The following is a 25,022-nucleotide window of genomic DNA, read 5'->3' as shown; positions in this document are numbered from 1 at the left end:
ACTGATCGAAATCGATTAGGAAGGGACATGTTCCCCTTTTTTGCTGTTTTTACGTTCTAAAGACCAAGCATACATTTCACGAATAATCGGCTCAATTTTCTTCCCTTGCGCTGTTAATTCGTATTCAATCCGTACTGGAATGTCAGGGTATACGTTTTTCTCAACGAGTCCTTCAGCCTCTAAATCCTTCAGCCTTTCTGATAATAATCGTCCGCTGATGTCCATTTCATTTTCAAGCTGACAGAAACGCTTAGGGCCTGTCAGAAGCTGATTGATGATGAGAATGACCCACTTCTTGCCTAGAATCTCCATGGCATCTGTGATTGGACAGCCATCTACTTGAGCCATACCTTACTCCCTCCCGCTTTTCTCTCTTTTTTTTCATTATAGCACAATTAATTACTTGAAATAAGTCACTAACTATTATATAGTTTAGTTACTTTAAGTAACAAGGTATTCATTTTTATAGATTTTCAAAAACATTTGAACATGCCGATGCATATATCATGAAGGAGCTGACCGAGCTTGAAGACAATTGAGGAGCTAAGATTGGGTGTAACAGAGTTACATGTGTCCAGCTTTGAGCGTTCTTTACCTTTTTATACAGACATTTTAGGATTTACAATAGTAGAACAGACGGAATCCACCGTCACTCTTGGAAGCAATGCAAAGGAACCCATTCTTTTGTTAAAAGAGGATGCACAGCTCAAGGAGAAGCCTGATCATGAGCCAGGACTTTATCATTTTGCTGTTTTATTACCTACCAGAAAAAACCTGGGCACATGGCTGGCACATGTGATCAAAAAAGGCTATCCTTTAATTGGAGCAAGCGATCACTTTTTCAGTGAAGCCATTTATTTAAGTGACCCTGACGGCATTGGCGTAGAAATATATGCTGATCGCCCTGAGGACGTTTGGGTAGGTGAGCATGGAGAACTGAAAGGTGGCGGAAATGCACCTCTTGATGGAGATGGTCTCCTGCAAGAAGCCGCTGATACAACTTGGGAAGGACTTCCCGCTGGTACAGTTATGGGACACTTACATTTCCATCTTAACCCAGAAGAAGCTGATTCCTTTTATGTCAATACGCTCGGTTTTCACATCAGAATGGCTCCACCAGCAAGCCTGTTTATCGCCGCTGGTGTGTACCACCATCACCTTGCCTTTAATGCATGGGGACGGGGACGAAAAGGAGCCATTGATCCACGTTTTTCAGGAATTAGAAGCTATACACTGGTATTCCCACAAGAAGCAGACAGACAGTCCGTCGTCGAGTGTCTGACAAAAGCAGGCACTCAAGTGAAAACAACAGGGAAAAGTAACGAATTTGTTGATCCATTTGGCGTTCTCGTTCGTTTACAGATTGAAGAAACAGACAAAAAAGAAGGTGCAGAATATGGACAAACACACAGATCTTAAAACAGCCATTTTAAAAGATAAAATCAAACGAGTACAGCAAGAAGACGGGTATATATATATCACTGGACCCATTAAATTGCCAGTGAATTTAGACGGCAGAACCGTGATGTTCAACTGGTATTCATGGTTAAAAGACGATGGAAAAGAGCCATTGTCAGATGACGCTTTAATTGAAAGCCTCTCGTCCCGCCAGCTTGCCGATCAACAGCAGTCAAGCGTTCTAGTGTATGGGGAGTTCGAGCACGCTGACGAAGCCCTTATCCGCATGCATTCCATTTGCCACACTGGTGATATTTTCGGAAGCAAGCGCTGCGACTGCGGGTTCCAATTGAAGCAGTCCATGCGGATGATTGAAGACAATGGTGCAGGTGCACTGTTCTATTTAGCCAATCATGAAGGCCGCGGTATTGGACTTTTCAGTAAAGCCATGGCTTATATTCTTCAAGAAAACGGCTACGATACAGTAGAAGCGAACGAAGCACTCGGCTTTGAAGATGACACGCGTCAATATGAAGAAGCCATCGCGGTTCTTCAAACACTTCGTACAAAGCCAGTCAGACTCATTACCAATAATCCGAAAAAGACAGATGCCATCAGCCATGCAGGTCTATCTCTTTCTGGACGCATTCCGCTTTGGGGTGATGTCTCGGAGTTTAATGAAAAATACTTACAGACAAAAATCAACCGCTCAGGTCACATGAAGGCGGAGCAAGAGGTGCGTACGATTGCCACATCATGAGCGATATATGAATCTAGCCCTTGAAAATGCACAGGCAATGAAAGGTCAGACCTCTCCAAACCCGCTCGTCGGGGCTGTGATTGTGCGAGAGAATGAAATTGTTGGTGTCGGTGCTCACATGAAAGCCGGTGAACCGCATGCTGAAATTCATGCACTTAAAATGGCTGGAGACAAGGCAAAAGGAGCCACCATTTATGTGACCCTCGAGCCTTGTTCCCATCACGGCCGCACAGGCCCTTGCGCGGAAGCACTTGTGAAAGCAGGCGTCGAAACCGTTGTCGTGGCAGCGCTTGACCCGAACCCGCTTGTCGCAGGCCGCGGGATTGCCATCTTACAAGATGCTGGCATCCAAGTGATTACAGGCGTACTGGAACAGGAATCCATTCTCATGAATGAAGTATTTAATCATTTTATTACGAAAAAAACACCTTTCGTGACGCTCAAGGCAGGTATTACCTTAGACGGAAAAATTGCGTCTGCTACGTCTGACAGTAAATGGATTACATCTGAAACATCTCGTTATGATGCTCATCATATCCGCAGTATCAATGATGCGATTTTGGTCGGTGCTCAAACCGTTATTCATGACGATCCTTCACTAACTGCACGGATTCCAAATGGGCATCATCCGATTCGAATTGTCTTAGACTCTAAGCTGTCAACACCGCTGACAGCAAAGATCGTCACTGATCAGACGGCACCTACATGGATCTTTACGACAAAGCAAGCCAATGAGGGAAAACGAGCCGCTTTAGAAGCAGCTGGCGTCAGTGTCTTTATAACAGATAGCGACACGCGGGTGCCCCTGCAAGAAGTGCTTCAAGTGCTGGGAGAAAGAAATGTCTCCGCCCTCATGATTGAAGGCGGCGGCCAGGTCAATGCCTCATTTTTAGAACAGCAGCTTGTAGATAAATTGGTCATCTATATGGCACCTAAACTCATTGGCGGTCGGCTGTCCCCTTCCTTTTTTGGAGGCGAAGGCATACGCCTCATGAGTGATGCCATCGAATTGGATCAACTCTCAGTAGAACCACTAGGGAAAGATATCAAAATAACGGGCTATCCTGTTTATCAATAAACAAGCTTGTAGACCCCATCTACAGGCTTTTTTTCAAATATGTTTTGAGGTGAATGTGATGTCGATAAAAGGAATCAATCATTTGTTATTTTCTGTTTCTGATTTAGAAACCTCTATTGATTTTTACACAAACGTATTTGACGCCACTTTATTAGTAAAAGGAAAAAAGACAGCTTACTTTGATTTGAACGGGCTATGGCTTGCCCTGAATGTGGAAAAAGACATTCCTCGTCAAGACATTCAGCACGCTTACACGCACATCGCTTTTTCAATTGATGAAGAGGATGTAGATCACATGTACAACAAGCTAAAACATTTGAACGTCAACATCTTGCCAGGCCGTCCGAGAGATGAAAAAGATCATCAGTCGATCTACTTTACGGACCCTGATGGACATAAATTTGAGTTTCATACCGGGACCATGAAAGATCGAATCGATTATTACAAGCAAGAAAAAGCTCATATGGAATTTTTTGATGAATGATAAAAAAACAGAACTTCCATCTTCATGAAAGTTCTGTTTCGCCTTTGAACCACCCAAATGTCGATTCACCAATCATCAGCGTGAAACTTGTCGTAAAATGTTTCATGTGAAACATTTGTGATTTGATCTCTATCGATTCCCCTCTACCAGTCTGCCAAAGCTTTCGGGTGAAAGTCCCGGTGACACGCGGATACGATGCAAGGACATCATGCCTTGTTCCTTTTTCGCATGTCCTGGTTCAGTGGTGACAGCCATTTGATAACCGGCTTCCTTCGCTAGTTTTAGCGTGTCTTCGTTATAGCGTCCGACAGGATAGCTGACCATTCTCGTATGCTGAGAAAAACGTTGATCAAAGAATGCCTTTGATCCTTTTAATTCCTCTTTCTGCTGCTCCTTTGATAAACGATTGAGCTCTAAATGATGTATTGTATGACTCTCGATCGATAGCCCATTTGCAATCATTTCATCCATTTGTTCATCCGTTAAGTGGTTCGGGCGCCCAATGGATTGCTCAATCATGAAAATCGTTGCTTTCATTCCATACTGCTTTAAAATCGGAAATGCCTTTGTATAGTTATCGGTATATCCATCATCGAATGTAATGAGAACACACTTTTCACTTGGCTTCGTATTTGTTGTGAAGACGCGGTACGCTTCTTCTGGCGACAGCGTGACATAGTCGTTGTCCTTCAGCCATTTCATATGAGCCGCAAACTCGCTCTTTGGTACACGCAGCGAGTTACCGCTGGAGATGCTGTGATACATCAAAATCGGAAGCTCTACCGGCTCCTTTTGCTCAATCCAGCTTTGTGTATCAATCACTTCGGCTTCTGTCTGCTGAATCTCTTCTGTTTCTTTTAATCGTAATGGACCCTTTTCCTCTTTGACCACTTGCTGGTTTCCTTCCGTTTGCTCCTTCGTTTCCATACAGCCCGAAATGAGCAGCGCCAAAAGACCAACCGTCATCAACATACATGTTTTTTTCATTCACCAATCCTGCTTTCTCTCTATCTATCGAATGATTATAACAGAAATTGGTTACTAGCTGATATCTATTTTGACAGGGTGTTCATTTTTTTACACATTTCAATCATTTCGATGGCAAGCAGATGAATGGTCTCTGTTGTGAGCATTTGATCTTCTGCATGTATTAGCAGCAAAGAAAAGGGAAGCTGCTCACCTGCCGCCTCTTTTTGGATCAGCGGCAAGTGCAGATTGTGGATGCTTCGAAACGCTTCCTCCCCTTTTTCAATCAACTGCTGTGCTTTTTCAAAATCATCTGCTCTTGCTAGACGAATCGCTTCGACATAATGACTTCTTGCCTCGCCTGCATGAGCAATGATTTGAAAGGCTGCTCCCTGCATTTCCTCTAATACCGTCATCTGCTTCTCCTCCAATTACTTAAGATTCATTTGCTAGTTTCAGAGCATGCTCTAGTATTTTTTCCCCGTTCGCTGTTCCGTATAATCTCACATTGATGACATCGACAGGTATTTGATAAGGTGCAGCGGTTTTTTCTGCTGCCTTTTTCATAAAGCTTACTTGCGGTCCAAGTAAAATCACCTGAACATCTCCTCCATGCTCTTCTAATTCATCCGCAATGGCCCCTTCAGGTATGGCGTAGATATCATAATCCAGCTCTTTAGCTTCTGCAGCAGCCTTCATTTTGGACACTACAATGGACGTCGACATTCCTGCGGCACAAGCGAGAATGATTCGTTTCATATTCCATCACTCCTATCGATAGATGACTTCTGTTTCAACCTTCAGTTCCCTTGTTTTGATTAATGTCTGGTACCAATACGCTGATGCTTTCAACTGGCGATTCCGTTCATTTTCCAGCTGGATTTCGACTAACCCGTAGCGGTTTTTAAAGGCATTCATCGGTGAGACATTATCCGTAAAAGCCCACAGCATATAGCCCGTGCAATTTGATCCTTCTGCTTTCGCTTGAAGTACCCGCTTCAAATGCTGGCTGATAAATGAAATGCGATACTGATCATCAATGATACCGTCTTCATTTTTAAACCGTTCTTCCTTTTCTACACCCATCCCGTTTTCGGCTACAAACCACTCGATATTTCCGTATTCTTCTTTTATTCTCATCCCCATATCATAGACAATGTTTGGGTAGATTTCCCAGCCTCTGAATGGATTCATTTTTCTCCCTGGAAGCTCAAACATATCGTAATAATAAGACGGATGAAATGGCGTCCCTTCGTTCCACGCCTTACTCGGCGCCTTGACACGATGCGGATAGTATAAGTTGAGCCCGACGACATCGACCGTATGATTCTTGATGACCTGAAGCTCTTCCTCTGTCGCATCAAAAAGAATATCATGCTTTTTCAACACATCGAGCAATTCCTCTGGATACTCCCCTTTGATGGAGGGATCTAAGAACATTCGATTGAAAAACAAATCATACATCCGTGCCGCTTCTTGATCATGCGGGGCAGAGGATCTTGCATACGTCACTTCTGGATTGAGAATCACCCCGATTTTTGCACCTGTCGATTCCTTCAATCCCATCTCCCGAAACAGCTTCACCACTTTTGCTGTTGCCAGCGCTTTATGATAGTTCCACTGCATCCATTTTTTCGTATTTTGCTCAAAGGGATAACGGATGGCATCTAGATAAACACGTGTTTGGACAACAATTGGTTCATTAAAGCTAAACCAATGTTTGACCCTGTCCCCGTAGCGCTCAAACACTTTTTCCGCATAGAGAACAAACAGCTCGACGACATGCTTTGATGACCATCCGCCATACTTCTCAAGCAAAACGGCAGGAAGCTCATAATGCTCTAAGCAAAACATTGGCTCTACACCTGCTGCAATTAATCCATTGATCAAGTCATCAATGTAACGGGCATAGGTCTCATCCACAATCCCCTTCTCGTAATCTATGAGAAACCTCGACCAATTGATCGATGTCCTATAATGTGTCAGTCCAATCTCTCTCATTAAGGCCACATCTTCAGGATAGCGCTCGTAGAAGTTCGTCGCACCAGCCGGACCATATCCTTCGTGCCACACGTGATATCCTTCCTTATACCATGAATCAATGTACGAATCCTGATGCACCTGCTTTCCCTTCCATCCCTCTGTTTGCCAAGCAGAAGCCGCTGCACCTAGGATAAAATCACTTGGAATCTCGATTCTGTTCATATCGCTACCTTCCCTTTCCTCGTTTGAACGTGAAGCCCCTCCCAAATTCCTTGCAAATACACAGCCCCAAGTGCTCGATCATATAAACCGTAGCCAGGTCTGCCTGTCTCGCCAAAGATCATACGTCCATGATCCGACCGGACATAGCCATTAGAGCCCTCTTCAAACAAAGCCTTCACAATTGCCCCCATATCAAGACTTCCTGCTGACGAAAGGTGCGCTGACTCTTCAAAATCACCATTTTCATGAACGATGGCATTTCGTCAATGAGCAAAGTGGATGCGCCATTTTTCGCATATTTACGCGCAAGTGAAACGGGATCATCCTCTCCATACCACTTACATTGCATGTTCATTCATGCCCCTCCTTTTATTCTGAATCTGGTGCCGCTTCTGGTTTGCGGTTAGACAAGAGAACAAATGGCAAATAGATGAAGACTGCTACTACAATACAGATGAGCTGTGTAATGACAGCTCCCATGCTGCCAGCGGTTGACAGCCATGCATTCACAATCGGCGGTGTCGTCCACGGCACCATCACGACTGCTTTTCCAGCAAATCCTGTAGCTGTCGCAATGTAACCAATCGTCCCTGTCACAAGCGGTGTGACGATAAATGGGATTGCCATCACAGGGTTTAACATAACGGGTAATCCAAAAATAACGGGTTCATTGATGTTGAAGAGGCCCGGCCCAGATGAGAGCTTGGCAATGCTTCGCATCTCTTCCCTTCTTCCAGCAATAAAAATCGCAATCAAAAGCCCAATGGTCACACCTGAACCACCAATACTCATATACACATCCCAAAATGGCATCGTGATGATATTCGGAATCTCTTTTCCCTCTTGAAATGCTGTCATATTCACTGCAATCGACCCTAATAAGAGCGGCTCCCGGATCGGTTTGATCATCTGGTTGCCATGGATGCCGATCACCCAGAAAAATTGCGCCACAAACATCAACGTTAAAATCCCCGGCAGACCCTGTACAACACTTTCTAGCGGGCGCTGCACCACGTTATACACTGCTTCATGCAAATAAATGCCTGTCAAACGGTGAAATGCAAAGCCGAATGAACTAATGATCGTAATCGTAATGATCGAAGGAAAAAGTGACGAAAAAGATGTTGCCACATTCGATGGAACAGAATCTGGCATCTTGATTTGAAGCCATTTCACCTCGGTCAGCTTACAAAAGATTTCCACAGATATGATCGCAATGATCATCCCTAAAAATAAGCTTTTTGGATCAGAAAATTGCCTTGCCAGTACATCTACAACCTCACGCATCGATCCATCAACTTCAAGAAGAAGTGTCGTTGGAATAACAGATATAAATGAAATCAATGCCATCAGCCCTGGGAACAGGGACTTGTGCCCGTTGATTTTCCCAAGCTCTATCCCGATGAGGAACACAGCCCCAATCGTTAAAAAGTTTAGCGTGGCATAATTGATTGCCTTCATAATTGGCTGAAGCTCCGCTAAAAATCTGAATATCTCAAAATGAGCAAGCCCTGTTTCCGGGCTCATGATCATATTTGCCACCAATACAGCAAAAGCCCCTGTAATGATGATTGGCATCAATGTGACAAATGCCTGTTTAATCGCCATAATATACTTCTGATTCGTGATGCGATAAGCCACATTCCCCATGACGTCTGCCGCTTTCTCCTTGAAGCTCATGATCCGTCTCCCCCTTTGCAAAAACTCGTGATCATCCTCCTTTTTGATGTTATTTTAAAAGCGCTTTCATTAACATCTAAACTTTTTCCTCACAGATGCGGAAATGGTTGTCCCGTTTTTTCATTCGGATGCTCCAATACTTGAAGCGCCGCCGTCAGTTCCTCAAATGAAGCGGCCTTGATGAGTTGTTCCACCACTTCCTTCCGCTCTGTCAGCCGCACAAGAAATTGATAAAGCGACTGTAATTCTTTTTGATACGTCTTCTGGATACTCAACAAACAAACGACTTGTACACGATCTTCACCCCACAGCACCGGTTTTTTCAACGTGCAGATCGCACAAAACGTGTCATCTGTTGCCGGCTTCATCGGATGAGGAATCGCGACCAAATGACCGAACGATGTCGGGGACACTTGCTCTCTTTCCAGCAATAATTGTTCAAACTCGTCCGGGATGCGATGTTGTTCCTTTAGCACGTTCACGAAAAATTGAAGAACCTCTTCTCTTGATTGAAGGTCTTGCTGATAAAATGCCAGCGCCGGACTGACATACCGCAAAACCCCTGTATCCTGTGGATCCTGCACAAAACGTTTCAGCCGTACAATATCATCGTCACTTAAAATCGTATGTACATCAATCACTGGCACCGGCAATGTGTTCTGAAGCGGAATGGTACTAATAATAAAATCAATGCTTCTCAAATCATACGAAGGAAGATCCCCAACACTTGCAGTTCCAGCGATCTCCAGCCTTCCGCTAAAAGCCGCCGTCAGCTTATGAAGAAGGAGCTGACTGCTGGCGACACCCGTTGCACACACAATAAGGCATCTCTTTCTCACATGCTGTGATTTTGTCCGCTCGATTGCAGCACCGATATGGAGCGCCAAATACCCAATCTCATCCTCATGGATGTCGACCCCCTCTTTTTCCTTCAGCCATCTCCCCATATAGACACCCGCTTCAAATGCAATGGGATAATGCCTTTTAATGTCCGGTAAATAGGGGTTACGAATGTTCATATCGTACTTAAAACGATGAATGGCGGAACGCAAATGAAGACTTAATCCTACGATCAACTCCTTATCAAATTGAATATCAAGTGACATGTGCTCCTCTACATAAGCAAGTAATTGGTGAGTGAAGCGAAAGTGATCTTCGTCTAGAAGGTGAAATAGCGTATGGCCGTCATCTCCATATGCCATCATCTTGGCACCCATCAAGTGAATCGCAATGTACGCCATTTCAGATAACGGAAAATCAATAGCTAATACATGCCGAATATCTTCTGCCATTTGTTGAGCCACTTGAAAAACAGGCTGCACTTGAATGTCTTTCAATTCCGCTTCTGGCATCATGACTAGTTTTTTCTCTTCAATTCGTTTGCATGCAATGGCGATGTGGGTGACTAAATTACTTAAACCGATCTCTGACAGATGAAGTCCGCTTGCTTTTGTACGTGAACGCACAATGTCCTGAACCAATTGATACGTTTCTTCAGGTAACAGCGCAGAGTTCGCATGCTCTTGCTGAAACACATGCTCAGCCATACAATATCTTAATTTCATTTCATCCCCTGTCAGCCGCAATCCATATTTAGGGCGATGTGCTACAGAAAGTCCATGTAATGAAAACAAATGTCTGACCGCTTTCAAATCATTCTTCACTGTCGATTCACTCACAAATAGTTCCTCTGCCAACCCATCTAATTTGATATAGTCTTCAGACAGAAGCAGCCTTTTCAATAGATACGCCACACGGTCTTTAGGCTGATTGGGAATGACCTGTTCCTTTTTTTCGTTTCTTTCTCTCAGCGACTTTTTCAAAAATGTACGAAATGCCCCATAATCCTCGACGGTCAATGTATACCCTGCCCCGCGTTTGATATGTAGTGCGGCTCCTTGTTCATCTATTATAGATTTAAGCGCTTTCATATCTGTTCGGATGGTTCGTGATGTGACGCCAATCACGCGGGCAATTTCTTCACTTGTCAGTTCCTGCTCCGCTTGCATCAAGCGTTTCAGGAGCTCCTCCTGACGTAAAGATAGCATGGGCTCTCCTCCCTTGGCATTTACTTTTGCCTATCATCATAAACGAAAATAGAACTCTTTGCCCAGTTTTTCTTACAAATCGGGAACCTCAATATGGCTCAATCGTATGATGATGAAACAAGAGGAGGGATGCATCATGGGTTCTTTTATGTTTGTTGTTATGATCATATTGGCTTCTTTAGGAGCAATCATTGCCCACCTGTTCACATCAAAGGATAAACGTACATCTGCTAAGCGTTCTTCACATCACAGTTCAACGACAAGTACCTATACTGATTCATATACTCATCACGCTTCTGATGCCTCCTGCGGGGGAGATTCAGGCGATAGCGGTGGTGGATGTGACTAAACAAAAAAACAGCCGCTCGCTTATGAGACGGCTGTTTTATATTTTATTTTAAAGAGCTTTCCAGCCCCGTTCAATCAAATGTTTAACATCCTTTGCAAAATCCTCGCCCTTTTCCATCACGTCCTGGGCTCTTCCGGCAAAATTACTGGCAACAGCCAGCTCCATTTTTTTTAATTCAAAGTGCAAGATTTTTTGATCAATCTCGGTTATATATTTTTCATACTCATTGTTCACGATGTCGTGCATTACATGGTAGGCGTCTTTTCGGTGGCGATGAAAGTCGGTTCCTCTCTCACCTTTCCATGACGAATCTAGAGCAGGCTTCTTAATTTCCTTTATGTCTGACTGCGCAAGATCTTGTTCTGTTCGAATATTGCTTTTGGCTGTCTTTAACCGAGAGATCATTTCATCAAATTCTGCACGTCTGTTTTCAATTCCCATATGCAGATGGTGTAGCATCTCGGATAAACTCATGTCATCCACCTCTATCGGACCTCATACGAAAGCACAGCGTCAGAGCCTTGGAAGCTATCGACTCACTTGATTTTTCCAATCCTGACATTTCTATCGTTTCGCTTTCATTAAGTATAGTATAAGGTGAAAAGCCTCAGTCTTAAATAGGGAAAAGGTGTCCTTTTAGTGACGTGTTTGGAAGAAAAACGGAATAATACAAGGTCGTACATCCTGAATTTTATATGATTCCATTGAACTATATTTCTTATCATGCAAATGTAATCCATAAATAAAAGCGATTGTGCTGATTATTTTGCAGCAATCGCTTCGTCCTGTTCTTTTAAGGTTTTCACATTCGAGCGCGTGTCCTGGACATTTTTGATTAAGGCTTCTTTAAAGTTTGAGACCATTTCGTTCACCTCTGCCTCACGTGCCGTCCATTTGGTCACAAATTCAAGGCTGTTTTCACCCGCTTTATCTGCTGCTTTTTTCATCATTAAAGCTTCGACTGCTTGGGAGACTTCATCTAGTTGATTCATAACTGTTTGGTAGTTTAACTTAATTTGTCCCATCGTGATATCCTCCAGATTTGTTCAGCATGAAAGCAGCTTTAAAAACTGTTCCATGCTTTTGAGATCAAGCGTTTGGCGTCCTCTACTGCGTCTTCTCCTTTTTCAGCAAGACGTGCGGCGTCTCCAGCTAAGGAACTGGCAAAGGATAACGCAGTTTGTTCAGCTTCTAATGTACTGATTTTGAATTCGATGCGGCTCACGTAGCGTGGGTATTTGTCGTTCACAATCGTTTGCAGCGCATCATGTGCTTCATTCCGCTCTGATTTGAAATCCTTGCTTCGCTCACCTTTCCAAGAGGCCCCAAGCTTTGGCTGCTTGATTTGCTTCAGGTCTGTTTCTGCCGCATCTTGTTCTCGTTCGACCTTACTTTTCGCCTTTTTAAGTCGAGCGATTTTCTCTTCAATTTCTGCTTTTTTACTTGTAATGCCACCGTTTAGGGCAGACAGCATATCCGACAAGCTCATTATGGGTTCCTCCTCCTGTCAAAAAATAAAAACGCTGCTTAGAGTTCCTCTAAACGAGCGTAAGGTGAATAGCACTTTTTCCAATATTGTTATTATAAGGTTCAAAGACTCATGTTTGAATAGGGATTTGTACCCTTTTTATGGGATAAATATGCTTTCGTTCTGCTTCACATTACCCCTTTAGACCTCTTTTATAAAGGGTCTAAACTCCCGATCATCTTCTTTATATCATATGTAGTCTCTCGGTCCTAGGACAAGCAAAAGCCGCCTAATTGAGGCGGCTTTTGTAAACGGCTTATGAAGCCGATTCTTCTGAGTCTTGTTGATTTTTGACGTACCAAATGAATTTCCCTGTATATCCGTAGATAATGGCAAGAGCAATGGCAACAAAGCTCAACCACATAAATGGTAAATATGAGAATGTCGAGACGCCTAAAATTCCAGCCATGTAAATTCCGTTATCTGACCACGGAACCATACCAGACGTCATTGTTCCACCGACCTCAGCGTTTCTAGATAGAACGCGTCTGTCTATTTTCAATTTATCGTAGCTTTTTTCCATAATTTTCGGTGTAAGAATTAATGAAACGTACATTGCACAGCCAAAAATATTTGCGAAGAATGCAACAACAAGTGTAGATAAGGTTACATTTCCTGCATTATATAATTTCTTCTCGAAAGTAGCGACAATCACTTTTAAGACGCCGAGATATTCAAGTACGCCACCAAAACCAAGCCCGAGAATAATGACAACTAAAGATCCAAGCATATTCACAATACCGCCACGATTTAACAGCGTATTTAAGAAATCTACATCTGAATTAATAGAGAAGCCATTGTATGCTGAACCAATCGCATCTGCTGGATTCATTCCTTGGAAAGCCATCGCCCAAATAGATCCTAAAAGAGCACCAATGGCAATAACAGGCATTGAAGGTTTCTTAAATACGAGCAGTAATACAACCACTACTGCTGGGATGACCATCCAAATGTTGATGGTGAATGTATCATGAAGGGCATTTTTCAAAAATTCTACCTTATCTTGATCAATGTTGCGTCCACCATACATAAAGCCTGTAACCGTAAACATAATGGCCGTAATGACAAAGGCTGGTACGGATAAAACCATCATCGCTCGAACATGCGCCAGCACGTCCACTTTTGAAAGAGAGGAAGCGAGCACTGTACTATCTGATAATGGGGATAATTTATCTCCAAAATAAGCACCAGATAAGACGGCACCTGCCACGATCGGAAGTGGGATACCTAGCCCTTCACCAATTGCGATCATCGCAATCCCTGCCGTTCCAACCGTCCCCCAAGAGGTTCCTGTTGCAATGGACATGAGTGCACAGATGACAAGTGTAGCTAATAAGAAGATATTAGGATGAATAAACTCTAGACCGTAGTAAATTAACGTAGGTACAACTCCACCTGCAATCCATGTACCAACAAGTGCACCTACTGCAATTAAAATTAAAATGGCTTCTAGACCATTCGATATCCCTTTTGTGATCGCATTTTGAAGATCCTTATATGAATGCCCCAATCGAATACCTAATGCGATAACTATAAACCATGAGATAAACAATGCTAGTTGGATATCTAATTTGAAATAAAGAGTAAAAGATAAAACAATTGCTAAAAATAAGCCAAGTACAGACACGACTTCTAACATAGACGGCAGACGTGGTGATTTCATTGTGTTTCCTCCCTTTGTGAGTGCGTTAAGCGTTTTCAAAATATTGTGAAAAAAGTGTGTCAATTCGAAAGAAAGTGAATTGCCTGTTTTTCTCTATTTCACAGGCAATTCGACATATTAATAAAATAAAATTTTTGATATTATTCCCGTTCTAGCAGTTCTTGTCCTGCAATACCAGGCTTTGTCATCTCGTATGGATTCAAAATAATATCAAGTTCTTCTTCTGTTAACACATCATTTTGCAAGCAAAGATCTCTAATGGATTCTCCACTTAAAATAGCTTCCCTTGCGATTCTAGCCGCGGCTTCATAGCCTAAGTGAGGGTTTACCGCAGTAATGACGCCTGCACTTTTTTCTACATATTCTTTCAAACGTTTTTCATTTGCTTCAATGTCCACTAAACAATGATCTGTGAATGAGCGGAATCCGTTATTCATTATACTAATAGATTGAAGCAAGTTAAAGACCAAAACAGGCTCCATCACATTTAACTCAAGCTGGCCTGCTTCAGAAGCAAGACAGATGGTATGGTCGTTCCCAATGACCTGGAATGCAATTTGGTTAATGAGCTCTGCCATAACTGGATTGACTTTCCCAGGCATAATGGATGATCCAGGCTGACGAGCGGGCAATGCAATTTCAGCAAGTCCTGCACGTGGACCAGATGCCATTAGGCGAAGGTCGTTGGCAATCTTAGACATGTTCATCATGCATACTTTTAATGCGGCGGACACTTCTGTGTAAGCATCTGTATTTTGCGTAGCATCAACGAGATGCTCTGCGCCTACAAGCGGAAGACCAGAAATATCTGCTAGCTTCTTCACCACGATTTCAATATAACGAGGATCTGCGTTTAGGCCTGTCCCAACAGCTGTTGCACCCATATTCACTTCATATAAATGCTGCTTTGATTGGTTGATCCGTTTAATGTCACGGCTGAGCACGCGGCTGTATGCCTCAAATTCCTGTCCTAAACGAATTGGAACAGCATCCTGCAGGTGTGTACGTCCCATTTTGATCACATGATCAAATTCTTTTGCTTTCTTTTTGAATACGTCCTGCATCGTTTGCATTGTTTCAAGCAGAATGTCTAACTGCTTCAATACAGCGATGTGGATCGCTGTTGGAAACGAGTCATTCGTCGATTGTGACATGTTTACATGTGTGTTTGGGCTTAAATGGATGTATTCACCCTTTTGATGTCCCATGATTTCTAGCGCTCTGTTTCCAATCACTTCATTGGCATTCATATTCATCGACGTTCCTGCGCCGCCTTGGATTGGGTCTACAATAAAGTACTCATGCAGCTTGCCTTCAATAACTTCATCAGAGGCTTGTACGATGGCATTTCCAATTCCTTCATATAAACGTCCAACTTCCATATTGGCTTGAGCTGCTGCTTTTTTCACGATGGCAAAGGCTCTGATCAGTTCCTCGTGCATGCGATATCCTGTAATCGGGAAATTTTCTTTTGCACGAAGGGTTTGAACCCCATAATACACGTCTGCCGGAATTTCTTTTTCACCCAGAAAATCCTTCTCATAGCGATAAGTTGCTTGAACCATCTGATATGACCTGCTTTCTATAGAATAGTTAAATCACTAAATCTTCTGCGATTGGCGTTTCCATAATCTTTTTCACTTCTCTTGGGTCTGTTGTTTTACCTAGTGCCCACATGAGTTTCGGCACGATAGCCTCTGTGTTCATGTTTCGTGAACGTGCCACCAGTTCTTGATTGATTTTGCGTCCTACTTCATACACGCTCATGTCTTCTCCTTCTTCAAGACACTGAGTTGTGATGACAACAGAAATGCCTTCTTCGAGCAATTCGTTGATTTTCTCTAAAAGGTTTCTTCCTTCGAAAGGAATACCGCCGCTGCCGTAGCTTTCGATCACGACTCCTTTGTAGACGCCTTTGATTGCATCTAAGAACTCTGGCTTTAGACCTGGGTGCAATTTCAAGAGACAAACGTCGGTGTTTAAAGATGCGTCTAATTTAAGCGGTTTCATTGACGATCTTTTTACTTTGCTATTGTATTCAATTTGATGGTTTTCAATCGATGCAATATATGGGTAGTTAATACTTTCAAATGCATCATAGCTTTTCGTTCTTAGTTTGATTGCGCGTGTTCCTTGAATGACTCTGCCATCAAAGACAACATACACGCCGCCTACGCCGTCACATGCAAAGCGAATCGCATCGGTGATGTTTTTCTTCGCATCTGTTTTCTTAAACGTAATCGGGATTTGTGAGCCTGTAATGACAATTGGCTTATCCGGATTTTGCAGCATATAAGAAAGAGCTGCTGATGTATAGGCCATCGTGTCTGTACCATGCGTGACAACAAAACCGTCATATTGATCATAATTTTCATAAATGGCTGTTGCAATATCCACCCAGTATTCAGGCTGCATATTTGTACTATCTATACTCATTAGGGACTTTGTGTCCATTGTATACTCTGCATTAATTTCGTTTAAATAGCTTAAAAGGTCCTCAGCTTTAACACCTGGAGCCAAACCGTTTTCACTCTCTACAGATGCAATCGTCCCACCAGTGGTTAAAAGCAATAATTTCTTCAACAGGTCCACCTCTTTCAATAAAATTACTTCGTTTGTCACACATATTATAAGCTAGCTTGTGCTATTCTATAATATACGCTTTACGCGTACCTTCATTGCCATTATAGTCACATAACGCGAATTAATCAAGAAATTATTACGCATAACGCGTACATTCCATGTCAAAATATGATATACTGTTGTTGTATATAAAGGAGCGTTCATGTAATGATACTCGATCGTTTAACCACCCTTAGAAAAAAGAAAAAATGGTCTCTCCAGCATACGGCAGATCGCCTAGGTATCGCCAAAAGCACCTATGCCGGTTACGAATCTGGGTACCGACGACCTTCGCTTGAAGCAGTGAAGCGGCTGGCTGATTTGTATGATACGTCCATTGATTTTTTACTTGGTAGAACGGACGAGCCAGAGATACAACGCAAAATCTCTGATATCAAAATTGAACTGACGGAAGCAAAAGAAGGAACCATCCTTGTCGACGGCGTTCCCCTAAATGATGAAGAAATCAAACAGCTTGTTGCCTTTATTCGGGCGAAAAACACTCTAAAAGTATAAACACAGAAAAGAGAGGTCCCTATCAATCGGGTGCCTCTCTTTCCTTTTTCCTATCAGCTGCTTATGAATAAGGAGAAGACAGCTGACTTAATTCCTCTAACCGCCGCTTCGCTTCATCTTTATTAAACGAACTATAATAGCGATAATTCTCATCATCTAAGATGCGGTAATGCTGACTAAGCACATTTTGCTGAAGACGAAATGTGCCTTTTTTGATAGACGTCCGCCACCAAACCTTTCCGCCAATCGTACGTTCCACCGATAGATGCAATTCATCATGTGCCACGACTTCCAGAATCTCAAGCGGATCATCCCCAAGTGTCCCTTTTAAAATGTCACTATCCCTGAATAATGCACATACGGCCGCAGTTTGCGTCCAGTTGAGGCGCAGCCTATTTTTTTCAACCTGCTGCAAATGCCGTTTCGATAGACCAAGTACCTCAGCCATGCGGTCCTGCGTATAATTCTTTTCTTTTCGAATCCGTGCCATTTGTTCTGTGACGAGGTCGATTACCATCTCTTTATCCATCTCTCATCACCTCTCCGAGTGTTCAGTCTTTACTGACATCATACACGATTTCTTCGAAAAAGTGGCACCTCATCCTTCGGAATCATGGAAAATACATCCTAGTCGATCTGCTCTTCGACCTGACCATGCTGCTGTCTCCAGTTCTCTTGGGCTGACTGATTTAAATATGGGTAGATCTCTTGTTTGACGGCTTGCTCGAATACTTCTTCATCTAAAATACTGTACGCTGGAATCTTGATCAATTTCCCGTCTATTTTCCGAATCAACACATCCATGAAGAGAAAACCCCGTACACTGTACCGATGCCTGCGCATATCGATGGATTGAATGTCTTGAAAAGGGATCGCTTGCCCGCGATGTAAAACCGCGCCATTCTTCCCGCGCTGAATGCGAAAAATCACATTTCCTCTCTTCGTAAAAGCCGGTAAAATCATCAAGAAAGAGATCCAGCCATAAACAATGCCTAGTAGTCCGCCTAAAAATAAAAACAATGTATAATTCGATTCAAATGTAAGAGCTTCTGAAAACAACCAAATACCGATGATACCGAAGCCGCCTGTTGCTAAGAATGCCCATACCCTTAAAAAGGTCCTGCTCCTCACTTCTATTACTTCACTTGGATTCAAGCGTCATTCTCCTTTTCTCCATTAGAATATAGAACGTAATCCGTCTCTATGAGCCGTCTCAATGCGAAATTCATTTTCTTTTATTCCCGACACAAGCCACGACTGTTCCTCACCTGGAATGACAAATAACATGGACTCCACATCAGGAGTATTGTTTTTGTCGTAGACGACCTTCATCAGGGAGTCCATCTTTCCTTTTCTCGCCTTTACATCAGAAACAAATGCCTGCACGAGTTCTTCGTTCTCTGCTCGATGAAGGAAGGAGGGCCACTCATTCTTCGCCTCACTTGCTTGCTCTAATAGCTTTTCAAATTCCTCTGCTTGTAGGGTGACGACAGGTGCAGGGTGTTCACTCATCTGTATGTTGAAAAAGTCAGTCACTTGCTCCTCTGCCAGCTGGTCGTCTTTCAGTTTTTGAATCTGATGGACTTGTTGATCATACAGCGTATGGTGCGCATATACGCCCATTTGTGTCGTGTGAAAGGAGGTACTGACTTCTTCATCTTTATCCCCAAATCGAGACGCCTTGACGGTGTGAGATGCATCATTCATCGCCTGAATGAAATGACGGTATTCCGCTTTATAACGATATTGTCTGTTTTGAAATTCAAGTACACCTTTTGCGAGCAAAGAGCGGCACGCAATTTCAAATAAAAACCCTAGGCGCTCGTCCTCTACATCAGGATAATACGCTTCCTTTAAGGACATGCCCTGTTCAAAATAGCCTTCACTGTAAAAACTAAAGATGAGTTCCTCAATACTTAGACTTAGCTGATCCAACTTGATCTCTCCTTATCCAAAAGAAAATGCACCCTTAAAGAAATCGCCTGCACCTTTAATGAGCGAATCTGCGGTTTCTTTTGTTTTTTCTATCCCTTTATGTATCACCTGATTTGCCTGATCAATGGTGTCATTGACTGCTTTCACACCTTGACCCGCCAGCTCGAATGCTTGTTTCCCTTTATCCACGACCGCATGAATTGGGTCCTTTAATTTCACTGCAACCTGCTCAGCAAAGCCTGATGTCAGCTTGGCGACTTTTTCTCCTATAAATCCACCGACTGCTGAACCAATGGCTCCTCCGACAACGGTTCCAATCGGTCCTGCAAAACTTCCTAGAGCTCCTCCGACAACGGCACCTGCGACAGACCCGCCAGCGATAAAGACCGTATTGTTCACTGCATTTCCAACAGCCTTCGCATTTTCACGCTTAAGGACTTCTGGCTGATCACCGAATTCTGCATAGTTCTCGGCAATTTTCAATCCACAGCCGACCGTTTCCGTTGCACCAGTGACAACCGTTGCAATGATGGCATTTCCTTTGGCGAATCTTGATCCATTTTTCAAAACAGACTTGATCGCAGCCGTGTCCTTCCAATTGATACTTCCTTTTGTAAAGTCACGGACACTATTCGTGAATGCAACTGTATCGTCAGGATAAAATTTTGTGAATTTCTTATGGACCAAATCAGCCATCGACCAGTTTGATCGTTTTAATAATTCTTTTTTACTCAGCCAAATCCTTGCTAACCGGTCAAATCTCGTTCCTTCTACCCGGCTGGTCAGATCAAGCAGCAGCTTTGAATGCTGCGCTGCATACCGGCCATTGTCTTTAATGAAGGTCGTCATCCCAAGCCCGTAGTATTTCGCCTGCATCATCACAATACCAGCTAAGCTCGTGAGTGTACCATATTGATCATAGATGCTGTACATTTTCCGTAAAATATCGTCTGCTTCGACCATTTTATCTTTTGCATGACGAATCGCAATATCATCACTGCTCAATTTACTGATCAATGCTTGTCCTGCTCCCCATGCATCCCCGACACCTGAAAAACAGCTTCTATACCGAGGATCACAGCCTAAAATGAGACCATCCAGTTCACTATGTAAATCGCGGTGCTTCGTTTCAATGACAGACAATTCGCCTACAACATCATTCGCCAGTCCTGTCAGCTGATCTGGATCAACCACAATGTCACGTGCCATCACATCATCTCCCTTCTCGATTTCTTTCTCTCCGTTCTTCTCTTCTCTTTCGCTCAAGCTCTTCCATTCTGGCAATTTCAGCTTTCCGTTCCTCGATTTTGACCGCTGCGTCGCGCAGTTCCTGACTTGTTTCAAGCAAGTCCTTTTCAAATTGATCATAGCGTGACGTTGTTTCCTCAAAGCTTTGATCAAATTTATTCCTTGCTTCTCCCTGCCAGCCTGATCCTACTGCCTTCAGCCGATTCTCCAGCAGCTGCTTTGACTGCCGAATCTCATCAGCTGCTTCCTGAAACTTTTGAGCGAGTGCCAGCGTTTGACTAGAATCCAACTTTCGCACCCCTTTCTCCCAATTTAACGTACAAATGGATGATTTTATATGTCCTCATTATAAATAAAAAGACACCCAAAAAAATCACCCTAAAGAACCATTCAACACACCACCTAATGAAAGTAGGTCTTTTTACTCTCTAATTGCCAGAGAAAACCTTTCTTGTTATGAAGCGCATTCAAGACGTGATAAAATGGACGTATTCTACAAAAGGAGTGACGTATAGATGAAAAAGGAAATGATTCAGCGTTTCACAAATTATGTGAAGGTAGATACGCAGTCAGATGCAGAAAAGGAAAGCTGCCCATCTACTGAAGGACAGTTGAACCTAGCGAGACAGCTAGTTGAAGAGATGAAGTCCATCGGGATTCAAGAAGTGACAATGGATGAAAACGGCTATGTCATGGGAACGATCCCGTCTAACACTGACAAAGACGTGCCGACCATTGGCTTCCTGGCTCATATCGACACAGCCACTGACTTCACCGGCAAGAATGTGAAACCGCAGCTTCATGAAAACTATCAAGGCGGCGACATCACCTTAAATGAAAATCTACATATCGTTTTATCTCCAGCACAGTTTCCAAATTTACAAAAATATCAAGGACATACGCTGATCACAACAGATGGTACGACCCTGCTTGGTGCAGATAACAAAGCAGGTATCGCAGAAATTATGACCGCTATGCATTACTTGATTGAGCATCCAGAAATCAAGCATGGAAAAATTCGCGTCGCCTTTACACCAGATGAAGAAATTGGCAGAGGGCCGCACAAATTTGATGTTGATGCCTTTGGCGCTTCCTATGCTTATACAATTGACGGAGGACCGCTCGGGGAGCTGCAATATGAAAGCTTCAACGCAGCAGGTGCGAAAGTATCAATTAAAGGAAACAACGTCCACCCAGGGACAGCAAAAGACAAAATGGTCAGCGCTGCGAAGATTGGGATGCTCTTCCACAACAAGCTCCCTTCTGATGAATCTCCGGAATACACAGAAGGCTACGAAGGATTTTTCCATCTCACGAAGTTTGTAGGAGAAGTCGAAGAAGCAGAGCTGCAATATATTATTCGTGATTTTGATAAAGACAAATTTAACGATCGCAAAGCACTATTTGAAAAAATAGCAAATGACTTAAAAGCCATCTACGGAGAAAACAGCATAAATCTCAGCATTCAAGATCAATATTATAATATGAGAGAAAAAATTGAGCCGGTGAAACATATTGTGGATATTGCCCATGAAGCAATGGAAAACCGTTCAGTGACACCTGTGATCGAACCGATCCGCGGCGGTACAGATGGCTCCCAGCTTTCATATAAAGGTCTTCCAACGCCAAACATCTTTACTGGCGGGGAAAACTTCCACGGTAAATATGAATTTATTTCTGTCGAGAACATGGTGAAAGCAACAGAAGTCATCGTTGAAATCGCACGTTTATTTGAAGAAAAAGCATAGATATGTTTACAACCGTTCCTGTTCGGGAACGGTTTTTTAATAAAAGTTTACAATTTTCTGAAACTTTTATGACACTTTTTCGTACTAATAGAGACAACACCAGAAAAATTCTTCTTGACGAGTGCAATAACTGGAAATATAATAGTTAAAAACAACCAGTATTTTAGACCTAAATTAGCAGATCGACTAAACCTTAAGAACTAAACCGATTCTGCTGCTTATTTTCAGTTATAAACATCACTCACCCTGTCTACACTAAAGAATAGGATGAATTGGAGGAATGTCATATGATGATTTTATTGATTATCGCTTCACTTTGCTGCTACTTACTATTCTCTTTCAAAAAAGATAACCGCACACCAAAACGAAAAAGCGCAGAGCTTTCGGAGTTTGAAATCTTTCGTATGCGCCGCCACTACAACGGAAAACGCCGTCATCCACTAAATGATGCACCTAAACAAGTATAAATCTAAAGAGAGAGCCTCATGAGGGGCTCTTTTTGTTTGAGTAAATAACAAAAAACGACCAGATTCATTGGCCGTTTTTCTTTTTATTTATATACCTTCGCAGGAACTTGAATCATAGGAATTCCTACATAATAAGGTGAAATTTCATATGGCTGGAAGACAACAGCAATTCCCTTTTTCGTGAAGTAATACTGCGTGTTGTAGTTGATTTCAATGTCACTTTTTTTCAGGTTCGCATAGAATTTGCTTTTATGTTTCTTTGTGTAGTTATAAATATAATCTCTTACTTTCGTACGTTTTTTCTTTGTTTTCACAACGTCTGTCAAGAACAGCTGCTTTGTCTTTTTCTTTGTTAACACATAGTTCATGCTGGAAACCATCGTATCCCCATGCATTCCACCATCATTCATGTAGTCATAGTTTAAGATACTGAGCTTCTTCCCATTGTTAAATTTCGTTTTAAACGATCTTTCGTACGTGATCTTCCCAAAGCCTTCCTTTTTCGCTTCGTCCTTTAAGAACAAGTACGTAGAATAAGAGAATGCGATATCTTCTTTTAAATCACGATTGATGGTTTTCATATGCGCCTTGCTTAGGTTTTTCACCTGTGCATATTTGAATGTTTTTTTCTTTTTATAATAGTGCGTACTTACTTTTGCTTTTTTTGCTTGTTTGGCATCCGCAGATCCAACTGGCGCAAACAACGAAACAATCAGCGAAAAAATGAGCAGGCTGATTATTAGGCCTTTTTTCATTGTCATAGTAAAAACCCCCATTTTTGTCTATTACCAATTGAGTATACCATGACAAAAGAACCAAAAGAAGCACTTTTTCCATATTATTCTTCCTTTTTCCACTTCGGGTTTGTTTACCATTATTTGTTTATGTAGAAAATTAAACAGTAAAAACCATTGACTTTCTCTCGAAAAAGTTGAATAATTATGTTTATTAAGAAAATTGAATCAAAAGGTAACCTTATTAAGAGTGGTGGAGGGACTGGCCCTGTGAAACCCGGCAACCGCTGTTCCTCGGAACAGAATGGTGCTAATTCCTTAAACAAGCAGATGCTTGTTTGAAGATAAGGCAGAGTTCTCTCAGTATATGATGCTCTTCCTTATCCAAGGAAGAGCTTTTTTATTTGATTTTTAACCTGTAGAAAGAAGGGATTCAGCATGACACAAGTACAAACCATTGGAAAGAAAACAACGAAACCGCCATTTCGCGCAGATCAAGTAGGCAGCTTACTTCGTTCAGAACGTATCAAGGAAGCACGCAAGCAAAAGGCAGACGGTACGCTGACAGCAGAGCAGCTCCGACAAATTGAAAATGAAGAAATTACACGCATTGTGGAGAAGCAAAAAGAAATTGGATTAGAGGTTGTCACAGATGGAGAATTCAGACGTGCATGGTGGCATTTTGACTTTCTTGAGGGATTAGATGGGGTCGAAGGATTTGAAGCGGATCAAGGTATTCAATTCCACAATACGACAACAAAAGCGCGTGGCATCAAGGTAACGGACAAGATTGACTTTACAGATCATCCAATGCTAGAGGATTACCGTTTCCTTCAAAGCATCGCTGGTGATCATACGGCTAAAATGACGATTCCAAGTCCGAATATGCTCTTTTTCCGTGGAAAACTTGAAGAAGGAGTATACGACAGCCTAGAGGCATTCCACCATGATGTGGCACAGGCGTATAAGAAAGCCATCCGTGCTTTTTATGATGCAGGCTGCCGCTACTTACAGTTGGATGATACAGCATGGGCGGTGTTCTTTTCTGAAAAAGGGCATGAACAAATCAAAGCCTTTGGCCGAGAAGAAGATGAACTTCGTGAGTCATTTGCGAAAACAATCAATGAAGCGGTTGCCGATCGTCCAGAGGATTTGGTGATCACTATGCACATTTGTCGTGGTAACTTTAAATCGACGTGGGCAGCTGAAGGCGGTTATGAAGCAGCGGCAGAAACAATTTTCGCCGGCTTAGATCTGGATGGTCTCTTTTTAGAATTCGACGACGATCGTTCTGGCGGTTTTGAACCCCTACGCTATGTGAAGAACCCAAACCTCCAAATCGTACTAGGGCTTGTCACTTCAAAATATGGTGAGCTTGAGCCGGCTGAACAGATTAAAAAACGGATCGAGGAAGCGGCTCAATATGTCGACATTAACCAGATTTGCTTGAGTCCGCAATGCGGGTTCGCCTCAACGGAGGAAGGCAATCTGTTAACAGAAGAGCAGCAATGGGAGAAGCTGCGTCATGTGATTGAGATTGCAGATCAAGTGTGGACTTCATAGTCCCCTTGACGAAAAAAAGACAAACCGCAG

30 protein-coding genes and 1 riboswitch are annotated in these 25,022 nt (G+C 42.7%); of the genes, 9 read left to right on the top strand and 21 right to left on the bottom strand.

Translation table 11 applies throughout. From position 1 onward, the window contains the following. Positions 1–15 precede the first annotated feature (15 nt). Positions 16–348 (bottom strand): winged helix-turn-helix transcriptional regulator, encoded by a 333-nt coding sequence (locus C6347_RS01020; protein WP_060597584.1) that lies wholly within the window; start codon positions 346–348, stop codon positions 16–18. 177 nt (positions 349–525) lie between these two features. On the opposite strand from C6347_RS01020, the gene C6347_RS01015 reads away from it, so the two are divergent. The 4 genes from C6347_RS01015 to fosM are packed head-to-tail and all read left to right on the top strand — an operon-like array spanning position 526 to position 3,720. Continuing rightward, a complete protein-coding gene (locus tag C6347_RS01015) occupies positions 526–1,419 on the top strand; it encodes a VOC family protein (RefSeq protein ID WP_060597585.1) in 894 nt (297 codons plus the stop codon). Then, the gene (locus C6347_RS01010; protein WP_060597586.1) at positions 1,397–2,158 is read left to right on the top strand and encodes a GTP cyclohydrolase II; all 762 of its coding nucleotides are present in this window, start codon (positions 1,397–1,399) and stop codon (positions 2,156–2,158) included. The genes C6347_RS01015 and C6347_RS01010 overlap by 23 nt, the downstream gene beginning before the upstream one ends. Continuing rightward, positions 2,145–3,236, top strand: coding sequence for a bifunctional diaminohydroxyphosphoribosylaminopyrimidine deaminase/5-amino-6-(5-phosphoribosylamino)uracil reductase RibD (gene ribD, locus C6347_RS01005; protein WP_060597587.1), 1,092 nt, complete (start codon positions 2,145–2,147; stop codon positions 3,234–3,236). The genes C6347_RS01010 and ribD overlap by 14 nt, the downstream gene beginning before the upstream one ends. A 58-nt stretch (positions 3,237–3,294) precedes the next feature. After that, complete coding sequence (fosM, locus tag C6347_RS01000) at positions 3,295–3,720, top strand: FosM family fosfomycin resistance protein (protein WP_060597588.1); 426 nt, start codon at positions 3,295–3,297, stop codon at positions 3,718–3,720. 129 nt (positions 3,721–3,849) lie between these two features. Here fosM and C6347_RS00995 read toward each other — a convergent pair whose 3' ends face one another. From C6347_RS00995 to C6347_RS00965, 8 genes are all read right to left on the bottom strand, one after another. Next, positions 3,850–4,707, bottom strand: a complete 858-nt coding sequence (locus C6347_RS00995; RefSeq protein WP_106071301.1) for a polysaccharide deacetylase family protein — start codon at positions 4,705–4,707, stop codon at positions 3,850–3,852. A 65-nt stretch (positions 4,708–4,772) separates the two neighbouring features. Then, positions 4,773–5,102 (bottom strand): PTS sugar transporter subunit IIA, encoded by a 330-nt coding sequence (locus C6347_RS00990; protein ID WP_106071300.1) that lies wholly within the window; start codon positions 5,100–5,102, stop codon positions 4,773–4,775. A gap of 19 nt (positions 5,103–5,121) precedes the next feature. Then, positions 5,122–5,445, bottom strand: coding sequence for a PTS sugar transporter subunit IIB (locus C6347_RS00985; protein WP_060597591.1), 324 nt, complete (start codon positions 5,443–5,445; stop codon positions 5,122–5,124). A 12-nt stretch (positions 5,446–5,457) separates the two neighbouring features. Next, the gene (locus C6347_RS00980) at positions 5,458–6,891 is read right to left on the bottom strand and encodes a glycoside hydrolase family 1 protein (protein WP_106071299.1); all 1,434 of its coding nucleotides are present in this window, start codon (positions 6,889–6,891) and stop codon (positions 5,458–5,460) included. Then, positions 6,888–7,145: a mannonate dehydratase gene (locus tag C6347_RS19345; protein ID WP_223250427.1), complete on the bottom strand. Its 258-nt coding sequence runs from the start codon at positions 7,143–7,145 to the stop codon at positions 6,888–6,890. The genes C6347_RS00980 and C6347_RS19345 overlap by 4 nt, the downstream gene beginning before the upstream one ends. Next, a complete protein-coding gene (locus C6347_RS19340) occupies positions 7,067–7,246 on the bottom strand; it encodes a hypothetical protein (protein ID WP_223253274.1) in 180 nt (59 codons plus the stop codon). The genes C6347_RS19345 and C6347_RS19340 overlap by 79 nt, the downstream gene beginning before the upstream one ends. A 14-nt stretch (positions 7,247–7,260) precedes the next feature. Then, positions 7,261–8,571, bottom strand: a complete 1,311-nt coding sequence (locus C6347_RS00970; RefSeq protein WP_034660464.1) for a PTS sugar transporter subunit IIC — start codon at positions 8,569–8,571, stop codon at positions 7,261–7,263. Between the two features lie 89 nt (positions 8,572–8,660). Further along, positions 8,661–10,619: a BglG family transcription antiterminator gene (locus tag C6347_RS00965; protein ID WP_106071298.1), complete on the bottom strand. Its 1,959-nt coding sequence runs from the start codon at positions 10,617–10,619 to the stop codon at positions 8,661–8,663. Between the two features lie 136 nt (positions 10,620–10,755). On the opposite strand from C6347_RS00965, the gene C6347_RS00960 reads away from it, so the two are divergent. Next, complete coding sequence (locus tag C6347_RS00960; RefSeq protein WP_223250412.1) at positions 10,756–10,968, top strand: hypothetical protein; 213 nt, start codon at positions 10,756–10,758, stop codon at positions 10,966–10,968. Between the two features lie 48 nt (positions 10,969–11,016). Here the strand turns inward: C6347_RS00960 and C6347_RS00955 are convergent, their stop codons facing one another. The 6 genes from C6347_RS00955 to C6347_RS00930 form a co-directional block, all read right to left on the bottom strand. Continuing rightward, positions 11,017–11,442, bottom strand: a complete 426-nt coding sequence (locus C6347_RS00955) for a YwqH-like family protein (RefSeq protein WP_060597595.1) — start codon at positions 11,440–11,442, stop codon at positions 11,017–11,019. A gap of 287 nt (positions 11,443–11,729) precedes the next feature. Then, entirely contained in the window at positions 11,730–11,993 is a 264-nt protein-coding gene (locus C6347_RS00950) for a YwqI/YxiC family protein (protein ID WP_060597596.1), read from the bottom strand. Positions 11,994–12,031: 38 nt separating this feature from the next. Continuing rightward, positions 12,032–12,457, bottom strand: coding sequence for a YwqH-like family protein (locus C6347_RS00945; RefSeq protein ID WP_060597597.1), 426 nt, complete (start codon positions 12,455–12,457; stop codon positions 12,032–12,034). Between the two features lie 295 nt (positions 12,458–12,752). Further along, positions 12,753–14,159, bottom strand: coding sequence for a Na+/H+ antiporter NhaC (gene nhaC, locus C6347_RS00940; protein WP_106042955.1), 1,407 nt, complete (start codon positions 14,157–14,159; stop codon positions 12,753–12,755). Between the two features lie 140 nt (positions 14,160–14,299). Continuing rightward, positions 14,300–15,724, bottom strand: a complete 1,425-nt coding sequence (gene aspA, locus C6347_RS00935) for an aspartate ammonia-lyase (RefSeq protein WP_066031535.1) — start codon at positions 15,722–15,724, stop codon at positions 14,300–14,302. Positions 15,725–15,752: 28 nt separating this feature from the next. Beyond that, the gene (locus C6347_RS00930; RefSeq protein ID WP_003215391.1) at positions 15,753–16,742 is read right to left on the bottom strand and encodes an asparaginase; all 990 of its coding nucleotides are present in this window, start codon (positions 16,740–16,742) and stop codon (positions 15,753–15,755) included. Positions 16,743–16,949: 207 nt separating this feature from the next. Here C6347_RS00930 and C6347_RS00925 point away from each other — a divergent pair, with 207 nt between their 5' ends. Continuing rightward, positions 16,950–17,297 (top strand): helix-turn-helix domain-containing protein, encoded by a 348-nt coding sequence (locus C6347_RS00925; protein ID WP_003214932.1) that lies wholly within the window; start codon positions 16,950–16,952, stop codon positions 17,295–17,297. Positions 17,298–17,358: 61 nt separating this feature from the next. Here the strand turns inward: C6347_RS00925 and C6347_RS00920 are convergent, their stop codons facing one another. From C6347_RS00920 to C6347_RS00900, 5 genes are all read right to left on the bottom strand, one after another. Next, positions 17,359–17,826: a helix-turn-helix domain-containing protein gene (locus tag C6347_RS00920; RefSeq protein WP_034660471.1), complete on the bottom strand. Its 468-nt coding sequence runs from the start codon at positions 17,824–17,826 to the stop codon at positions 17,359–17,361. Positions 17,827–17,924: 98 nt separating this feature from the next. After that, complete coding sequence (locus C6347_RS00915) at positions 17,925–18,452, bottom strand: YfjD family protein (protein ID WP_034660472.1); 528 nt, start codon at positions 18,450–18,452, stop codon at positions 17,925–17,927. Between the two features lie 21 nt (positions 18,453–18,473). Beyond that, positions 18,474–19,232: a hypothetical protein gene (locus tag C6347_RS00910; RefSeq protein ID WP_060597601.1), complete on the bottom strand. Its 759-nt coding sequence runs from the start codon at positions 19,230–19,232 to the stop codon at positions 18,474–18,476. Positions 19,233–19,244: 12 nt separating this feature from the next. Beyond that, a complete protein-coding gene (locus tag C6347_RS00905) occupies positions 19,245–20,441 on the bottom strand; it encodes a DUF6861 domain-containing protein (protein ID WP_034660741.1) in 1,197 nt (398 codons plus the stop codon). A 4-nt stretch (positions 20,442–20,445) separates the two neighbouring features. After that, complete coding sequence (locus C6347_RS00900) at positions 20,446–20,769, bottom strand: WXG100 family type VII secretion target (protein WP_034660474.1); 324 nt, start codon at positions 20,767–20,769, stop codon at positions 20,446–20,448. Between the two features lie 226 nt (positions 20,770–20,995). On the opposite strand from C6347_RS00900, the gene pepT reads away from it, so the two are divergent. Together pepT and C6347_RS00890 are read left to right on the top strand one after the other, a co-directional pair. Continuing rightward, positions 20,996–22,228 (top strand): peptidase T, encoded by a 1,233-nt coding sequence (pepT, locus tag C6347_RS00895; protein ID WP_034660475.1) that lies wholly within the window; start codon positions 20,996–20,998, stop codon positions 22,226–22,228. Between the two features lie 287 nt (positions 22,229–22,515). Further along, a complete protein-coding gene (locus C6347_RS00890) occupies positions 22,516–22,695 on the top strand; it encodes a hypothetical protein (protein ID WP_003215411.1) in 180 nt (59 codons plus the stop codon). An 83-nt stretch (positions 22,696–22,778) separates the two neighbouring features. Here the strand turns inward: C6347_RS00890 and C6347_RS00885 are convergent, their stop codons facing one another. Next, the gene (locus C6347_RS00885; RefSeq protein WP_106071297.1) at positions 22,779–23,456 is read right to left on the bottom strand and encodes a DUF3298 and DUF4163 domain-containing protein; all 678 of its coding nucleotides are present in this window, start codon (positions 23,454–23,456) and stop codon (positions 22,779–22,781) included. A 211-nt stretch (positions 23,457–23,667) separates the two neighbouring features. Next, positions 23,668–23,780, top strand: a riboswitch (SAM riboswitch). An 87-nt stretch (positions 23,781–23,867) separates the two neighbouring features. On the opposite strand from C6347_RS00885, the gene C6347_RS00880 reads away from it, so the two are divergent. Continuing rightward, the gene (locus C6347_RS00880; protein WP_106071296.1) at positions 23,868–24,992 is read left to right on the top strand and encodes a 5-methyltetrahydropteroyltriglutamate--homocysteine S-methyltransferase; all 1,125 of its coding nucleotides are present in this window, start codon (positions 23,868–23,870) and stop codon (positions 24,990–24,992) included. Positions 24,993–25,022 lie beyond the last annotated feature (30 nt).

The sequence above is a fragment of the Bacillus sp. NMTD17 genome (assembly GCF_002998735.1).
Taxonomy (GTDB): Bacteria; Bacillota; Bacilli; order Bacillales; family Bacillaceae; genus Bacillus.
This window is presented reverse-complemented; position numbering and strand designations above follow the sequence as displayed.

Bases quoted from the DNA above. Each gene is read 5' to 3' on its own strand.
- C6347_RS01020 (WP_060597584.1), bottom strand. From the start codon at position 348: ATGGCTCAAGTAGATGGCTGTCCAATCACAGATGCCATGGAGATTCTA.
- C6347_RS01010 (WP_060597586.1), top strand. From the start codon at position 1,397: ATGGACAAACACACAGATCTTAAAACAGCCATTTTAAAAGATAAAATC.
- fosM (WP_060597588.1), top strand. From the start codon at position 3,295: ATGTCGATAAAAGGAATCAATCATTTGTTATTTTCTGTTTCTGATTTA.
- C6347_RS00995 (WP_106071301.1), bottom strand. From the start codon at position 4,707: ATGAAAAAAACATGTATGTTGATGACGGTTGGTCTTTTGGCGCTGCTC.
- C6347_RS00990 (WP_106071300.1), bottom strand. From the start codon at position 5,102: ATGACGGTATTAGAGGAAATGCAGGGAGCAGCCTTTCAAATCATTGCT.
- C6347_RS00985 (WP_060597591.1), bottom strand. From the start codon at position 5,445: ATGAAACGAATCATTCTCGCTTGTGCCGCAGGAATGTCGACGTCCATT.
- C6347_RS00980 (WP_106071299.1), bottom strand. From the start codon at position 6,891: ATGAACAGAATCGAGATTCCAAGTGATTTTATCCTAGGTGCAGCGGCT.
- C6347_RS19340 (WP_223253274.1), bottom strand. From the start codon at position 7,246: ATGAACATGCAATGTAAGTGGTATGGAGAGGATGATCCCGTTTCACTT.
- C6347_RS00970 (WP_034660464.1), bottom strand. From the start codon at position 8,571: ATGAGCTTCAAGGAGAAAGCGGCAGACGTCATGGGGAATGTGGCTTAT.
- C6347_RS00965 (WP_106071298.1), bottom strand. From the start codon at position 10,619: ATGCTATCTTTACGTCAGGAGGAGCTCCTGAAACGCTTGATGCAAGCG.
- C6347_RS00960 (WP_223250412.1), top strand. From the start codon at position 10,756: ATGGGTTCTTTTATGTTTGTTGTTATGATCATATTGGCTTCTTTAGGA.
- C6347_RS00955 (WP_060597595.1), bottom strand. From the start codon at position 11,442: ATGAGTTTATCCGAGATGCTACACCATCTGCATATGGGAATTGAAAAC.
- C6347_RS00950 (WP_060597596.1), bottom strand. From the start codon at position 11,993: ATGGGACAAATTAAGTTAAACTACCAAACAGTTATGAATCAACTAGAT.
- C6347_RS00945 (WP_060597597.1), bottom strand. From the start codon at position 12,457: ATGAGCTTGTCGGATATGCTGTCTGCCCTAAACGGTGGCATTACAAGT.
- nhaC (WP_106042955.1), bottom strand. From the start codon at position 14,159: ATGAAATCACCACGTCTGCCGTCTATGTTAGAAGTCGTGTCTGTACTT.
- aspA (WP_066031535.1), bottom strand. From the start codon at position 15,724: ATGGTTCAAGCAACTTATCGCTATGAGAAGGATTTTCTGGGTGAAAAA.
- C6347_RS00925 (WP_003214932.1), top strand. From the start codon at position 16,950: ATGATACTCGATCGTTTAACCACCCTTAGAAAAAAGAAAAAATGGTCT.
- C6347_RS00920 (WP_034660471.1), bottom strand. From the start codon at position 17,826: ATGGATAAAGAGATGGTAATCGACCTCGTCACAGAACAAATGGCACGG.
- C6347_RS00905 (WP_034660741.1), bottom strand. From the start codon at position 20,441: ATGGCACGTGACATTGTGGTTGATCCAGATCAGCTGACAGGACTGGCG.
- pepT (WP_034660475.1), top strand. From the start codon at position 20,996: ATGAAAAAGGAAATGATTCAGCGTTTCACAAATTATGTGAAGGTAGAT.
- C6347_RS00890 (WP_003215411.1), top strand. From the start codon at position 22,516: ATGATGATTTTATTGATTATCGCTTCACTTTGCTGCTACTTACTATTC.
- C6347_RS00885 (WP_106071297.1), bottom strand. From the start codon at position 23,456: ATGACAATGAAAAAAGGCCTAATAATCAGCCTGCTCATTTTTTCGCTG.
- C6347_RS00880 (WP_106071296.1), top strand. From the start codon at position 23,868: ATGACACAAGTACAAACCATTGGAAAGAAAACAACGAAACCGCCATTT.